The 16,293-nt window shown below is 35.0% G+C and carries 12 protein-coding genes; 2 read left to right on the top strand and 10 right to left on the bottom strand.

The annotated features are described in order from the left end of the window. Positions 1 to 150: 150 nt before the first annotated feature. The 5 genes from DSM00_RS08165 to DSM00_RS08185 form a co-directional block, all read right to left on the bottom strand. Complete coding sequence (locus DSM00_RS08165) at positions 151 to 1,584, bottom strand: CBM96 family carbohydrate-binding protein (protein WP_128757548.1); 1,434 nt, start codon at positions 1,582 to 1,584, stop codon at positions 151 to 153. A gap of 46 nt (positions 1,585 to 1,630) precedes the next feature. Next, positions 1,631 to 2,989, bottom strand: coding sequence for a RagB/SusD family nutrient uptake outer membrane protein (locus tag DSM00_RS08170; protein ID WP_128757549.1), 1,359 nt, complete (start codon positions 2,987 to 2,989; stop codon positions 1,631 to 1,633). 18 nt (positions 2,990 to 3,007) lie between these two features. Next, positions 3,008 to 6,100 (bottom strand): SusC/RagA family TonB-linked outer membrane protein, encoded by a 3,093-nt coding sequence (locus tag DSM00_RS08175; protein WP_128757550.1) that lies wholly within the window; start codon positions 6,098 to 6,100, stop codon positions 3,008 to 3,010. Positions 6,101 to 6,503: 403 nt separating this feature from the next. Beyond that, positions 6,504 to 6,728, bottom strand: coding sequence for a tautomerase family protein (locus tag DSM00_RS08180; protein WP_128757551.1), 225 nt, complete (start codon positions 6,726 to 6,728; stop codon positions 6,504 to 6,506). Positions 6,729 to 6,753: 25 nt separating this feature from the next. Continuing rightward, complete coding sequence (locus DSM00_RS08185; protein WP_128757552.1) at positions 6,754 to 7,629, bottom strand: DUF808 domain-containing protein; 876 nt, start codon at positions 7,627 to 7,629, stop codon at positions 6,754 to 6,756. A gap of 201 nt (positions 7,630 to 7,830) precedes the next feature. Between DSM00_RS08185 and DSM00_RS08190 the strand changes: the two genes are divergently transcribed. Both DSM00_RS08190 and DSM00_RS08195 read left to right on the top strand, forming a co-directional pair. Beyond that, positions 7,831 to 8,691, top strand: a complete 861-nt coding sequence (locus tag DSM00_RS08190; RefSeq protein WP_128757553.1) for an SdiA-regulated domain-containing protein — start codon at positions 7,831 to 7,833, stop codon at positions 8,689 to 8,691. A 175-nt stretch (positions 8,692 to 8,866) separates the two neighbouring features. After that, positions 8,867 to 12,469, top strand: a complete 3,603-nt coding sequence (locus DSM00_RS08195; RefSeq protein ID WP_164916313.1) for a ShlB/FhaC/HecB family hemolysin secretion/activation protein — start codon at positions 8,867 to 8,869, stop codon at positions 12,467 to 12,469. Between the two features lie 82 nt (positions 12,470 to 12,551). Here the strand turns inward: DSM00_RS08195 and DSM00_RS08200 are convergent, their stop codons facing one another. The 5 genes from DSM00_RS08200 to DSM00_RS08220 all read right to left on the bottom strand — a co-directional run bounded on the left by DSM00_RS08200 (position 12,552) and on the right by DSM00_RS08220 (position 16,204). After that, positions 12,552 to 13,433, bottom strand: a complete 882-nt coding sequence (locus DSM00_RS08200; protein ID WP_128757554.1) for a sulfate/molybdate ABC transporter ATP-binding protein — start codon at positions 13,431 to 13,433, stop codon at positions 12,552 to 12,554. Then, a complete protein-coding gene (gene modB / locus DSM00_RS08205) occupies positions 13,430 to 14,101 on the bottom strand; it encodes a molybdate ABC transporter permease subunit (RefSeq protein WP_128757555.1) in 672 nt (223 codons plus the stop codon). Before modB ends, DSM00_RS08200 begins: the two co-directional genes overlap by 4 nt. Continuing rightward, positions 14,098 to 14,502, bottom strand: a complete 405-nt coding sequence (locus DSM00_RS08210; protein WP_128757556.1) for a TOBE domain-containing protein — start codon at positions 14,500 to 14,502, stop codon at positions 14,098 to 14,100. Before DSM00_RS08210 ends, modB begins: the two co-directional genes overlap by 4 nt. Further along, on the bottom strand, positions 14,495 to 15,265 hold the full coding sequence (gene modA, locus DSM00_RS08215; protein WP_128757557.1) for a molybdate ABC transporter substrate-binding protein: 771 nt from the start codon (positions 15,263 to 15,265) through the stop codon (positions 14,495 to 14,497). Before modA ends, DSM00_RS08210 begins: the two co-directional genes overlap by 8 nt. A gap of 216 nt (positions 15,266 to 15,481) precedes the next feature. Beyond that, positions 15,482 to 16,204 (bottom strand): DsbA family oxidoreductase, encoded by a 723-nt coding sequence (locus tag DSM00_RS08220; protein ID WP_128757558.1) that lies wholly within the window; start codon positions 16,202 to 16,204, stop codon positions 15,482 to 15,484. Between the last annotated feature and the right edge of the window lie 89 nt (positions 16,205 to 16,293).

Consider the following 16,293-nt stretch of genomic DNA (forward strand, 5'->3'; position numbering starts at 1 on the left):
TTATAGTTCTATTTAATCATAAATCTATAGGTTTAATGCAAATGAGATTCTAGAAAAATTGGTTTTAAAGAAGTTAATAAACAGAAATCGCCTGCATTAAATAACAATTAGGTTATAATGCAGGCGATTTTCAATCTACGAAGCTTGGTTCTATAGAATGCTAATAGCAATGTTAAATGGGTCCAGACTTGCACCCGCACGATCACGAGCAGATAAGGTTAAACTATCTTCAGTACCTGATCCATTACTGATATAAACCAAATTCTTTGAATTGATATCTAATTGAGTTAACCGATCTCCCACTTTAAGAATAGTTGCTCCGCGTACGAGCCAACCATTGTGAGGGATTTGCTCTACTGTAAATATAATGTCTGCAGGAGCTGCGCCATCAACCTCGATATTCTCTTCACTAAAAACGTATGTTTCTCCGCTAGTTACTGAAAATCCAGAATTTGTAATAAGATCTAAACTAGTATTTCCTGATGCGATTGTTGCAATAAGCATCGGAGCTTTTAAAGCTGTAGTTTCTTTGGAAGCAAACTCATCAGTTTCATCAGAGCCAGCTTGTCCATCTAATACGAATGAAACGCTTTGCCTCTTTTCAAGCGCATTAAAAAAGTCTGTAACATCAAAGGCAAATTTGCTAACTTTTGTCGTAGTTAAACTAGCTATAGGATTTCCTGCCGGTAAAGTTGCAGTATTAAAGGTAAGACTAGTCTCATTCCATAAAGTGTCTGCAACCGAGAATAAATTCATCTTAACCCCTTTGGCTGCTGTAAAACTTACAGCCATATCAAGCCGAACATCGGTAATTACTCCTTCTTTATCAAATTCGTTTAAGTCAAACATCATATAGGCTTTTCTATCAAAGTCTCCATTGCCCGTTACATTTTTGACTTTCATTAAAACATCTCTACCATAATTTACCCCAGAACTTGCTCCACCATTAATATAGGTATCGTGCTTTGGATAGATCGTATCGGTTTTAACTGATGGATCTGGAATGTTTAAATTATTTGAAGGTGCTGAAAAATAAACAATAGAACTCACTACGTGCATAGCGCCATTTGTAGGTTCTAAATTTGAAGTAACAATCGTCCATTGTTTTCCCGTTCCTTCATTAATTAATCCTTGATAATTAGAATTATGAGATAAAAACATAATTTGGTCGTTTTCAGTATTGTAAGCAATAGGATTATTACTTTCAGACAGATCAGGATTTGTAAAAAGTACTATGTCATTTACAATATGATATCTCAATGTATTTCTCAAAATTGGAACCGGTACTTCTTCTAAGCTTTCGTAGGCATTTTCGGTTAAATATTGATTGAATGCATTGTTTGTAGGAGCAATAAATGTTTTTGAATCCATCGCAGCGTATATAGATTCTAAACCTACTCGTGTGATCGCTGCTTCAAGCATTACTAGAGAATCGTTTTCTTGAATAAATTCCCAGGCTGTCACGCCCAACTTTGCAGTAGAGCCAGAATCTTGGTATTCAAAATTCTCTTGAATTTCACAACCGTAAATAAGGCACATACAAATGCCTAGTAGCATAAAGTAACCCGTTTTAATATTTTTCATTACTTAAATTTCATTAATTAAACAGTGGCTTGCAGCCGAATAAATACTATCGGTAAAATGAATTCTGTTCCAGATTGGGATTTCTGTTTATTGCATCTTCGTGAATAGGCCAAACCAGATTTGCAGGATCACTTAATCCATTTATGGGTTGCATAATTTCTATGGCTCTATTTGTTCTTACCAGATCAAACCAGCGGTGACCCTCAAAAGATAATTCGATTGAACGCTCATGAAATATTGCAGAATCTACATCCCCATAGTTTGCTATAGCACTTGCCTGATCTAGATTTTCTAAGCCTGCTCTTGTTCTAATTCTATTTAACAACTCTAGAGCTTCATCAGTTTGCCCAAGTTTATTTAATGCTTCTGCTTTTAAAAGAATAATATCTGCTAAACGAGCCAATACTATATTATTTGAGGAAGGATCTGCGCTTTCATCACTAAAACCTTCTCCAAAAAACTTCCATATTTTACGTGTGGTTACAACTGTAGTATCGTAAATTTTTGATTTTCTAAGGTCGTTATCTTCAAACGAATTTTTAAACCGCTCACTTGGGTAATAATCGCTATCAGATCCCAAAGCATACAATACGCGAAGCGCATTTGTTTGAACTTCGTTGTAACCTACTTCAAATATACTTTCATTAGAAAATCCTGTGGTAAAAATTTTAGACCAGTCTGCCATACTTACCAGAGAATATAAGCTGTTATTCAAAACAAGGTCTGCAGTAGCATTTGCATTTTGATAATCTTTACGCCACATATATACTTGAGTTAACAGCGCATTTGCACCTCCTTGGGTAATAAGAACGCGATCCCGTTCTCCTCCGTAACTATCCCGGCAATTTTCAGCTGCATATTGCAGATCTTCGACAATTTGATCTAAAACAAGTTCTTTGTCTGTCTTTGGCACAAACAACTCTTGATCTACACTTTCATAAGGTTCTAATATTAAAGGTACATCTCCCCAAACCCGTACTGCATAGAAATACGACAAGGCTCTTAATGCTCTTGCCTGACCCACGAGTTGTAACCCAAACTCATCTACAGAAACTTCAGGAACATATTTAATTGCATAATTTGCCCGACTAATTGTTTCATAGAGCGAACTCCATTGAGCAGAGTTCATAGTCTTATTAAGCGTATTTTGCCTTAATGTTAGCGGATCGCCAGAGTGATTTGTTTCTATAGCATCTGCTCTGCCTTCGCCCCAATACGCAAAATTAATACGATAATTAGATTGCAGGGATTCATAAATACCGTAAACACCTGCTTGTGCATCACTTGTTGTTTTATAAAATCCTTGTGCAGAAAAACTGCTTTGAGGATCCTTATCTAAAATATCTGAACAGGAAACACTGAGCAATACAATAAGACCAAGTATAATTTTTTCTATTTTTTGCATCTCTTTTATTTTTACCTCTTAAAATCCGAAATTCAATCCTAAAATAACTGTACGACTTTGAGGGTAACTTCCCTCGTCAACTCCTGCGCGTAATCCACTATATGAATTTACATCAGGATCAAAACCTGTATATTTTGTCCAGGTAATTAAATTAGATCCTGTGATATACGCATCGAGTTTTGAGAGTCCGAGTCGACCTACTAAGGCTTCTGGAAAACTATAATTAAGGTTTATATTCTTAAGTTTTATATAAGATCCATCTTCTACCCAGCGGCTTTGTATACGGCTATCGCTTTCTAACGGATCATCACGTAAAGGTCTTGGAAAATCAGTTACATCTCCTTGCTCTCTCCACCTGTCTAGTGCATCTGTAGAAAGATTGTTATAACGTACCACAGAGTTACGCTGGTGATTTATTTCGCTGTAAATATCATTGCCGTATGAGAACTGAAAGAAAATACTAAGACTGATGTTTTTGTATGAAAAATTATTAGTGATCCCTCCAAAAAAGTCTGGTGTAGCATCTCCTATAATCTGACGGTCATTTACATCTATAATATTATCACCGTTCACATCTTCCCAAATAGGATCTCCACCCTGAAAAACTGCTCCTTGAGCACCATTAGTAACTGCGTTTACATTATCCTCATCGCGAGAATAAACTCCGTTGAATTTATAACCGTAAAATGTGCCAATAGGTAAACCTTCTTTCAAGATATGATACTGCCCATTTTGAATATATCCATTAATCAATAACTCATCAGGAAGGTCTGTAACCTTGTTGCTATTAGAACTTATATTGAAGTTTGTATCCCATTTAAAGTCACCAATAAAATTGCGGGTGGTAAGTGTAAACTCAATACCTTTATTTTCTATACTACCAATGTTTTGGGTAATAAATGAAAAGCCGGTAGTTCTAGGAATAGGCACATTATATAAGAGATCTTCAGTGAGTTTTACATAATAATCTGCTGTTAAACTTATTCTGTTATTCCATAAGGAAATATCTAAACCGGCATCGTATTGCGTAGTGGTTTCCCAAGTGAGACCTGCATTAGGCATTACAGTAGGAGCAGCTCCTGAATAGTCTAAATAATTTACTCCCACAGCAAATTCTCCCTGTGAAGTATAATTTCCTATAGCCTCATTACCGGTTTGACCAGCGCTAAAACGCAGTTTAGCATCATTGATTACCGCATTATCCTGAAGAAAATTCTCATCAGAAAATCGCCATCCTACAGAAGCTGAAGGGAAATAACCAAATCTATTGTCTGCACCAAAACGAGATGAACCATCTGCTCTAAGATTTACTTCTGCCAGATATTTACCTTTATAATCGTAAGATACTCGCCCAAAATAGGACAGCATAGAATGCTCTGTTATAAAATTGGCTTCTTGACCAGAAATTGTTCCTGCACCATTAAGTGTTGTAAGATTATCACTTGGAAAAAACATACCATCTAAACCAGTTTGCTCATTTTTCCAATTTTGAAAACTGAAACCTGCCAGCGCTGCCAGGTGGTGATCTGTTAATTGCTTATCAAACGTTAAATAGGTTTCATTACCCCAAGTTAAGTTTGTTAAAGATCTTACAGAACCTGTATTATATCCCGGTCTGTAATCTAAAATAGAGGGTATAAATTCATCCTCTTTCATAGAAACAAAATCAAGATTTACATTACTTCTTATTTTTAAGTAATCTGTAAATTGATATTCGGCATACTCATTTCCAATTATGCGGTTTGATTTATTGAGATGTGTAGCCAATTCAGCAAGACCCACGGGGTTTCTTTTTCCGAATTGATAGCCGTTTAATGATCCATCTGGTAAATACATCGAATAAGTAGGCGGACGAATTAATAATTCGCGCACCAGACTTAAATTACCAGAACCGCCGGCATTAATTCTATTGTTAATTGCATTTGTATACGAGATACTTTGACCAAATTTTAATTTATCGGTTGCATTAAAATCTACATTAAGTCTAGAAGTCACACGCTTGTAATTATTATTAATAATCACACCATCTTGATCAAGAAATGACGAACTCCACGAATATTTTACATTTTCTGAACCGCCGCGAACCGATAAATCAATCTTGTATTGGGGAGCTATGCGCAGCAACTCGTCTTGCCAATCTACATCGCCATTATTTATCGGACTCAATGAATCCAATACCGAAAATATGGGCTCCACCGGATTAGCCATATTTCTATACGAGTCAAGAATTACCTCTCGATACTGACTTGCATTTAGTACGCTTAGCTTTCTGCTTATTTCACTTACGCCGGTAAAAACATTCAAATTAATTTGTGCCTTACCCTCTTTACCTCTTTTTGTTGTAATTAAAACTACACCGTTTGCTGCTCTGGATCCATAGATAGCAGTAGATGCTGCATCCTTTAAAACCTCAATAGATTCTATGTCTCCAGGATTTATATCTGCTAACGGATTTAAGCCGAAATTTTCAGAACCGTTAAGTGAAGAAAGACTGTTAGATTCTATGGGTACGCCGTCTACAACATATAACGGATCATTTCCAGAATTTAGAGAAGAGTTACCACGCACGCGTATGGTCATCGCACCTCCGGGAGCTCCAGAATTTGAAGTAACTTGAACTCCTGCAGCTCTACCTTGCAATACAGATACCGCATCCTGCTGGTTTGTTTGCTCAATCTCTTCACTACCTACAGAAGCAATGGAACCTGTGAGATTGCGTTTTTTCTTAGTTCCATAACCCACAATGACCAATTCGTCAAGCTCATTTGCAATAGGACTAAGAACAACATTTAAGGTTGTTTCAGAAGATACTGTAATTTCCTTTCGCTCAAATCCTAAAAAAGAAAAGCTAAGTACCGTGCCAGGAGTTACTTGATCTATACTATAATTCCCATCAAGATCTGTGGTTACACCTCTAGAGGAATCTTTTAAAATTACATTTACACCTACTAACGGTTCTCCAGTTGTAACATTGGTAACCGTCCCTGAGATTGCTATCCCTTGCGTATAAGAAATACTTGAAATTAAAAAAAGTAATCCTACCAGAACTGACTTAAAGAGAAATAATTGTCCCCTAAGTTTTATCTGAGGTTTTGTATTTTTTTTATTCATAATTAATTTTCAATGATCATTATATAGTTACTAAACAAGCAATTAAACAAGGGGTAAAATTAGATTTAAATTATTCACAACTATCTAAAGAAAATGTGAACACTTCCATAAAAGCAGATTATTAAATAATTATGATAATTAATTACTTTAATTGTACAGATCGTATTTCAAATACTCTAATCATTCAGAATAATTAGAAATTAGCGAAACTTGAAGATGACGAGAAGCACTCTTGTAAGCTAGGTAAACTCTATTATTGATATTTATATTTCAGCTTTATCAATATGCTCTTCTTAATTTGTAGCATAAGTAACCCGTCTTACTTTCGAAAAAAGAAAGAGAATAAAATCTGTTTAAATAAGATTATTTTTAAAGGATAGAAGATTGCGAAATTATGGGTTTTCTAATACGAATATCCCGGCTTTTTAGTCAGTTTTTCTAAGTTAGGTAAAATTTCAGGTTGATATACTGTTTCATTCCAATCTTCTTTTGAGACTTCCTCTATTGCGATAGAAATTGATGCTTCAGATTTACCTAAAGATTGCTGTAATGCCTGAGATAAAGCTGTGGTTACAGCTACTCTTTCTTCTTCAGATAATGGAAAGCTTTTTAGTACTATATGGGGCATTTCAGTATATTTTAATTAAAATAATTTATGCTTTTATAGACTTCCAAGCTTTTTTTCCTCCCATTACAAAAAGTAAAACCAGAAAGCCAATTACAAGTCCCAGTAAAAATTCGACTAGCATACTTGGAAGACTTTCCAAGAAATCGTGAAAGAAATGGATATTATGAGAAAAAATTCCTCCAGAGACAAGTAGCAATGCAATGGTACCTATAACTCCCAGACTCTTAATAACCCACGGCAGCGCATTAACAAGTAATCTTCCTATTTTATCTGAAAAGCTGTTATCTTCTTCATTAAGAGCAATCAACTTTGCTCCAAATTCGTCCATTCTCACAATTAGGGCTACAATTCCGTAAACCCCTATAGTAGCTATAAGTGCGATTATGCTCACAACTATGATTTGCATGGTTAATTCTTCTTCAGCTACAGTTCCTAATGCGATTATCACAATTTCAACAGACAATATAAAATCAGTAAGAATTGCAGATTTTATCTTTTCCTTTTCACGACTTAAAATCTCTTCTTCTGAAAGTTCTTCGAGCGATGGTTTTTCAGATTTATGCACGTGCGGAAAGATAAATTCATATATTTTTTCTGCTCCTTCATAGGCCAGATAGAGTCCGCCTAAAATTAAAATGACCGTAATAGCTGTAGGAACAAATGCGCTAAGCACAAATGCGACTGGAAGTATGATGATTTTATTTAATAATGAACCTTTCGTAATTGCCCATAGTACCGGCAATTCTCTTGAAGACATAAAACCTGATGCCTTCTCTGCATTTACCGCCAGATCATCTCCTAGAATTCCTGCTGTTTTTTTTCCGGCGACTTTACTCATTACTGCAACATCATCCATTAAGGTTGCTATGTCGTCTAAAAGCGCAAAAAATCCTGAGGCCATAAAGCTATTATTTGGTTAGACCGGCAATATAAGTTGCCCTTTTTAAAAATCGAATTAAATATTTTATAATTTATATGAAATATATGCGTTGAGACTTCTTGTGAAAACCTAAAGTTTAAAGTTATTTTAAAGCCGCTATGCTATCGCTATTGATTTTATAGCTTTACTCAGTTACCCATAGTAAAAATTGAACCCCCTATTATGAAATATCTTGCGCACTACGTTATTATTGGCGCATTATGCTTTTCTGGCATTTTGTCTTATGCATTTTATAAAAAATCTATTTCTGAAGAAAAAGAGATACTTGAAAATGCAACTTACAATCTTGTGAAAACCTGGGAACTTCCAGAATTACTTAATGAGGTGAGCGGTATTGCCTGGGTTAATGACTCCATCCTTGCCTGCATTCAAGATGAAGAAGGGGTAATTTACAATTACAATTTACAAACAGAAGAAATCGTCTTTGATGTACAATTTTCTGAAGCCGGAGATTATGAAGGAGTTGCTTTAAATGATACTGACGCTTATGTACTGCGCAGTGATGGGCGTATCTATGAGGTCCTAAATTTTATGAGCGATTCGATAAGCGTAAGCCATTTTGATACACCTTTTAACGAAGACAACAATCTGGAAAGTCTTACTTATAATCCAAAAACTAAAAATCTAATTACCGTATCGAAAGATGAAGATCTAAAGGAAAAGAATTTTAAAGGACTTTATGAAATACCTATAGCAACCAAAATTCAAAAAAACTCACCCGTTATAAAAATTGATATGAATGCCGAAGCTTTTGCCTCTTTTCAAAAGAAAAAGGCAGAGAAAACGTTCAACCCATCAGACATTGCCATTCATCCAAAAAGCGGGGATTATTATATTGTAGATGGTAAAAACCCAAAACTTCTAATACTTAGCGCAAACGGAACATTTAAAGATTTACACCAACTTAATAAGTTTCATTTTGCGCAACCCGAAGGAATAACTTTTAGTCCTGACGGTAAACTATATATTGCTAATGAAGCTGCAAATGGAGTAGCAACTATTATGGAAGTCACCTTAGATTAGCTTGCTAATGATAGTTCATTAATCTATAATTTGCCAACTAAATAGTATAACATAAGGTAGTAGACAATTAAAAATTCTTAACACTTCATTAAAACAGTGTTATATAGGGTTAAAAGTTAATAAGCATAGAAAATTTTAATATACTTTCGGTTTTTAAAATTTTCACGACCTCCATATGATTCAGAAATACGCACCTGCACCAACCGCATTTGTAAGTAAAGCCAGTACATTATTATTTCTTTTAATTGGTATAAGCCAGTTTGGCTTTGCTCAAAACAAAGAAATTGAACAAGTTTTTTACTTTACCGGAAATACAGAACTTCAAACCGGAAATCCTGCACAAGATGTTTTAAAAGCTATTACTGCTATGTCACAAAATGACAAAAAAGCAACCTTTGTAGCGCTAGGAAATATCACTAAAAACGGATACCCTCCTAAAAAAGATAAACGAGCAAAAACTGAAGAACTTCTTCAACACAGTTTAATGCAACCCCTTGAGAACTTTAATGGCAATCTTATTTTTATGCCGGGTGAAAACGAATGGAATAAAAATGGCCACGAGAATCTTGATGATATGGAATCATTTATTCAAGATAACAGCAAAGTAAAATTTTGGCCTAACGATGGTTGTCCGCGAGAAATAGAGGACTTAGGTACAAGCAATACGGTATTGTTAATGGTAGATTCTCAATGGTTTCTTGAAGATTGGGATGATCACTTATATATTAATAACAAATGTGACATAAAAACCCGTGAGGACTTTATTGCAAAATTCAAAGATGATCTTAAGGATGAGCAAAACAAGACTGTAATTGTTGCTATTTACCATTCGGTATCTACAAATTCTCGTCAAAGTTTATTAGAAAGTATAGGTGGCACTAAGAAAGAAGATTTTCATAGTAACCAGCGTGAAAAATTAGGTGGTGTTTTAGAAACACTTGCAGGTATGTTTCCTGACGTACTATTTGTATCAGCAAGTGACCGAAACTTACAGTATTTAACACACCACGATGTGCCTCAAATTATCAGCGGAGCGGCTTCAGCAAAACTGGATAATGTACGTAAAGTAGATGATGGCGAATTTGCTGCTAAAACAAACGGTTTTGCAAGACTTACAGTTTATAAAGATCGTAGTTCTCAAGTAGAATTTTTTGCTACTTCACAGAATGCAACCGAAAAATTATTTACTAAAAAAATAAGAAGTGAGCGTATCGATCCAGATACACTTACCTATCCTGATATTAATAGATTAGGAGCTACTTATAAAGCTTCAATCTATACAGAAGAAGAAACTAAAAAAAGCGGATTTTACCGTATGTTATGGGGAAATCATTACCGTGACTTATATAGCAAAGAAATTGAAGCTCCGGTTTTAAATCTCTCAAAACTACCAAACAATGTGCATGCCATTTCAGAAGGTGGTGGAAATCAGTCTCGCTCGTTACGTCTTATAGATGACAATGAGCATGAATACACTGTACGTGAAATACGTAAAAGTGCAGTACGCTTTATTCAGTCAAAAATTAAAGATCATTACGTTGAGGATTTTATGCAAAATACAATTGCAGAAGATATCGTTCAGGATTTTTATACCACTGCACAACCTTATGCCCCTTTTGCTTTGAATCCCATTTTTGAGAAACTGGATATTTATAATGCCGAGCCTCAAATTGTGTATTTACCAAAGCAAAAAGAGTTAGGTATTTACAATGAAGATTATGGCGACAAACTATATATGTTTGAAGCGCACGCAGGGGATGAAAACAAAGACTTCAAACGTTTTGGCGAAGCCGATGATATCATAAGTTCTAAAGATTTATTAGCTGAAACACGTGAGTCTAAAAAGACGCAAGTTGATGAAGGAAATTATCTGAAAGTAAGATTAATGGATTTTGTTGTTGGTGATTATGACCGTCACTACGATCAATGGCGTTGGGCAGAATACGAAGGAGAAAACGATACTAAAACTTACAAAACTATAAGACGTGACCGTGATCAAGCATTCCCAAAATATGACGGATTAATACTGTCTGTTTTAAAAATGGGTATGATCGACTTTAGATCTATGGAAAAATATGATGGTGACGTAAATAGTGTAAAGTGGATGAGTAGATACGCCTATCCTCTTGATCAGGCATTCTTAAAAGAAATCACCTGGGAAGAATGGGAGGAGCAGGTAAATTTTATTCAAGAAAATTTAACTGATGAGACGATCGAAGCAGCTTTCAAAACTTTACCTGAAGCAGCTCAAGATGAGAGCATCAGTTCTATAAAAAGTAGTTTAAAAGAGCGCCGCGATAATCTTTTAAGTATTGCAAAACGCTATTATGAGTATTTAATGAGTCATCAAATAATTACGGGTACCAGCGAAAAAGATGATTTTTTAATTACAAGAAAAGAAAATGGAGAAACTACAGTTAAGTTGACCACTTCAGAAGATATAGTTTTTGAAAGAACTTACAATAAAGACTTAACTAAAGAACTATGGATTTATGGCCTAGACGATGAAGATACTTTTAAAATTACTGGTACTGGAGATCATTACATTCCGCTTAAAATATTAGGTGGCGAAAATAATGATATATATGATTTTGAAAATACAAAACGTGCTAAAGTGTATGACTATAAAAGTAAGAAAAACACTTTTGTAAATGATCGTATAAATAAATGGCTAGTTGATAGTTACACCATAAATAACTATAATGATGCTTCTCGTAAGCTTGATGCAAATACGGTTTTTCCTAGTATAGGTTTTGATCCTGACGCTGGATTTAAAGTAGGTGTTAAAGATACCTATACAACCTATGGATTAGCTAACAACCCGTTTAAAACTCAACATTCATTAACTGCTCAATTTTATTCTGCAACTAGTGGATTTGAGTTTATGTATTCGGGTGAATTTGCTCACGTATTTTATAATTGGAATTTTGCATTAGATGCACGCTATACAAGTCCGAATTTTGCTATAAATTATTTTGGAACTGGAAATGATACCGAGTATAACGATGATATAGATCGCGATTTTAATCGTGTGCGTATCAAACAATGGAGTGTTTTTCCATCTTTAAAATATAGAAAAGATAATGTGCAAATTAGTTTAGGTGCCGGTATCGAAGCATTAAATGTAGAGTATGATGCTGATGGAGTTACAGGTGTAACTAATATTCCTATAAATTTTAATCCTACAGATGATGTTTTTAATAATCAAACCTATGCCGGTGCAGAAGCTAGTTTTCAGTACAAAAATAAAACAGGTGAGATTGCATTTATAAGACGTGGATATCAATTTGACTTAGTTGCTGGTTATAAAACCAGTATTGATGAGTATAATAATGAGTTCACTTATTTAAAACCTACTCTATCTGTAGATTTCCCATTGCACCCAAGCGGTATGGCAGTATTAGCTACCAAAGTAGGCGCACATATGAATTTTGGAGGTGATTATGAGTTTTACCACGGTGCAACACTAGGTGGAAATCAAAGTTTACGAGGCTTCCGTAATGAACGCTTTAATGGTGAGACTGCTTTTTATCAAAGTACCGATTTACGTGTAGGTCTTTCTGAAATAAAAACAAATTTTATACCGCTTCGTATCGGTGTTTCAGCAGGATTTGATTATGGCCGTGTGTGGGTGGATAACGACAATTCGCAACAATGGCACAATAGCTATGGTGGATCCGTTTTTATAAATGGATTCAAAGCACTTACTGCAAATGTGGGTTATTATATGAGCGATGAAACAAACCGATTAGTATTTACTTTAGGTTTTGCATTTTAATTGATTACGAATCCAAAAAAAGGTCCTGCTTTTGCAAAAGCAGGACCTTTTTATTTTATAGTATTTTGAGCGGACATGTAAATTATCTAGCCCTCAATTTATAGAGTAAGGGATTAAAGGCTTTTGAAACTACAAGCACTTTATCACCCACATCAAGATTTTGTGCTTCTTCGGGTTGCACCACAACCTTGACCACTTCGGTGTGAATACGAACGGTTACAATACTTATCAACTCTTCGTTACTCACTTTAAGAACCTCACCAGTAAATTTAAATTTCCCACTAAGCTTTTGATTGATAAACACATGTTCTGGTGTCCCTTGATTTATAATTTTCCCATCTTCTAAACAGATAACCCGGTCTGCAAGTTTTACAATTTCGCTTACATCGTGAGAAATAAGAATCGTAGTTAATTTAAATTCCGAATGAATTTGCTTGAGATATTCCTGTAATTTATATCTAATGGTGGTATCTAACGCGGCAAGTGGTTCATCGAGGAGTAAAATTTCTGGTTGCTGTACCAGAGCACGAGCCAGAGCCACACGCTGTTTTTGACCACCACTTAAAGTCTCGGGTTTGCGATTTTGCAATTGACCTAATTCCATTAATTCGATGAGACTGGTTATTGCTTTGGCTCCATACTTTTTAGTTTGTGCGAACTGTAAATTTTCTAACACGGTCATTTGGGGAAATAATGCATAATCCTGAAAGACATAACCTACTTTTCGCTTTTGAGGTGTCAGATTTATTTTTTTGGACTGGTCAAACCATACTTCATCGTTTACTATAATCTTTCCGGCATCTGGATTGAGTAATCCACTTATCATACGTAGAGTAGATGTTTTACCCACTCCTGAAGCTCCGTATAATGTTACAAATTCGCCTTTTTCAATATCAATTTTCAGTTTTAAAAGCATCTCGCCTTCTGCCGCCTGAAGTTTTTTATTAAGATCAATTTGTATCATTTAATGATGCCTTTTAAGAGGTTTCCGTTTACGAGATAAACCACAAGAAGTATAGAAAATGTGATAGCAAAAAGTATGAGTGAGTAATAATTGGCTGCATCATAATTAAGTGCTTCTACCTCATCATAAATTGCAATAGAAGCTACTTTAGTTCTACCTGGTATGTTTCCTCCTATCATCAAAACGACACCAAACTCCCCTACTGTATGTGCAAAAGATAATACTATACCGGTAAGAATTGCAGGTTTTATCTGTGGTAACTGAATTTTGAAAAGTGTTTGCCATTTAGACTTTCCCATAACATATGAAGCTTCGGTAATCGATTTTGAAATGGAGCTTAAGCCAGATTGTAAGGGATGTACCATAAATGGTAAGCTATAAATAACGGAAGCTATTACCAGACCTGTAAAAGAAAATACCAATTTTAATCCGAAAACAGCATTGAGCCAAGATCCTAAACCCGAATTGGGACTAAATGCGATTAAAAAGTAAAAACCTATTACGGTAGGTGGTAATACCAGTGGCATACTTACCAATGTTTCTATAATAGGTTTGAAACGAGATTTTGTATGACTTAACCAGAATGCAACAGGCGTTGCGACCAGCAGTAAAATTAAGGTAACTACCAGTGCAAGCTGAAAAGTAAGGGTTAGCGGTTCCCAATTCATAAACTACGTAGCATTACTTCGTTTAACTTTATCATCGCGATCACCTCGTCTTCAACTTTTAAATCAAGAGCCACAGCAGCTGCCGCACTTATAATAGCCGTAAAAATACCTGCATCAGACTTTAGATCTAATTTACAGAGTAAGTTTCCAATTTCTAAATGCGTAATAATTGCAGGTATTTTATTTTGTAAACTAATACCACTTTGATCTCCTAAACCTATTATTACTTCAGTTTCTTTAAATAGGATACTCACCTTTGCATTACTCTTCAAGTAGGAAGCCGTTTCCGGAGTATCAATGACAATCGCTTTCATTAATATATCTGAAGTAACATCAATATCAACTATTGATAAGTTTCCATTTACGTGGACCGTTTTTATGAACCCTTCAAAATTATTCATCTACCGAATATCCAAAATCTTTGAGAATATTTTGTCCTTCCGCAGAGAAAAGATAAGAATAAAAAGCCTGAGCATCTTTTTCAGATTTCTTATCCCTTTTTAAAATAACTACACCCTGAGCGATAGGATCGTATAAACCTGGATCGATAACTGCCCAATTGCCTTTGTTTTTAAGATTAGTAGATTTTACTACTGCTAAAGCTGTAAAACCTATATCTGCAGCGCCAGAAGTTATAAATTGATTAGTCTGAGAAATACTTTCTCCAAATACTAATTTATGACTAATGCTGTCGTATAATTTTTGAGTATTTAAAACAGCAATAGCTGCGCTCCCATAAGGTGCTGTACGCGGATTAGCAATTGCTATATGATTTATAGTAGAATCTGTAAGCATACGTAACAGTGGTAATGAATTATTATTATAAGACCAAAGTACCAATTTGCCGTAGGCATATACTTCTGGTTTTTGTTGCGCAAAACCTGCTTCATAAATTGCCTGTGGGTAATTCATATCTGCTGCTACAAATAGATCATAAGGAGCGCCCTCTTTAATTTGGGCAGTTAACTTACCTGACGAACTTATAACAAGTTCGCATTCAATTCCTGTTCTAGCTGTAAAATCTGCTGTTAACTGCTGAATAGCAAATTGCATATTTGCCGCTGTGGCTATACGTAATTTTTTATCTGAGTGTTGGGTACAAGAAAAAAGACTGCCTAAGCAAATAGCTAAAAGTATAAGTGCAACCTGAGATCGCCCGTTCATATAGTTTGTTTAAAGAGCATTCAATATATAACTACAATTTAAATAGAATCGTTATTTGACGCGAATTCTATTTAACAAATAAAATAGTAGGTTTTCATCCAAATACCTAAATCAAAAAAACAGCAAGGATTATCTGATAGTATAATTTCACGAGGTTTCTACATAAAAAAACTTCCATATTAAAAATATGGAAGTTTTATAAGCTTTTAGTAGCAATTAGCAACAATCGCCATAAGCATCACAACTTTGGCCTTGCATTACATCAAAAGCTAATGTGTCCTGGCTTGCGTACCATTCGCTATATGCTTGATCTAAAACATTACTGAATTGCTCCTCTGGTTGAGCTCCTGATACAGCATATTTTCGGTCAAAAACGAAAAAAGGTACACCATTAACTCCAAGTTTTTGAGCTTCTGCTATATCTTGTTCTATATAAGGCAGAAAATTCTCTTCACGTAATTCAGTTTGAATATCTTCTTCTGTTAACCCCACTTCAAGACCTAGCTTAACAAGAACATCAGTAGCATCAATATTAAAACCTTCAATAAAATAAGCTTTAAGCAAACGTTCTTTCATTTGATTCTGAAGTCCGTTATGTGCAGCTAAATGTATTAGCTGATGCCCTCTTTGTGTATTGGCAACAACCACCTTATTGTAATCAAAATCAAGTCCTGTAGATTTTGCATATGCGGTAACATGCTCAATAGCATCTTGTGCCTGGCTGTCTGTCATCCCTTTGCGCTCTTTTAAATACTGAAGACTGTTTATTTTACTATTCGTTTTTAGATCTGGAGCAAGAGAAAAACTTTTCCAGATTACTTCTATATTATCTCGGTGTGAAAACTGTTTTAAAGCCTTATCAAAATTACGTTTCCCAATGTAGCAAAACGGACACATGATATCACTCCATATTTCTACCTTCATCGTGTTTGGTGTCATTTTATAAGTTTATAATTACCGTTATATAGTCGGAAAAAATCGATGTAAATTACAAAATATCACTTCTGATTCGGCAAAATGGAGGTTTC

This window comes from Leeuwenhoekiella aequorea (genome assembly GCF_004104375.1).
Classification (GTDB): Bacteria; Bacteroidota; Bacteroidia; order Flavobacteriales; family Flavobacteriaceae; genus Leeuwenhoekiella; species Leeuwenhoekiella aequorea.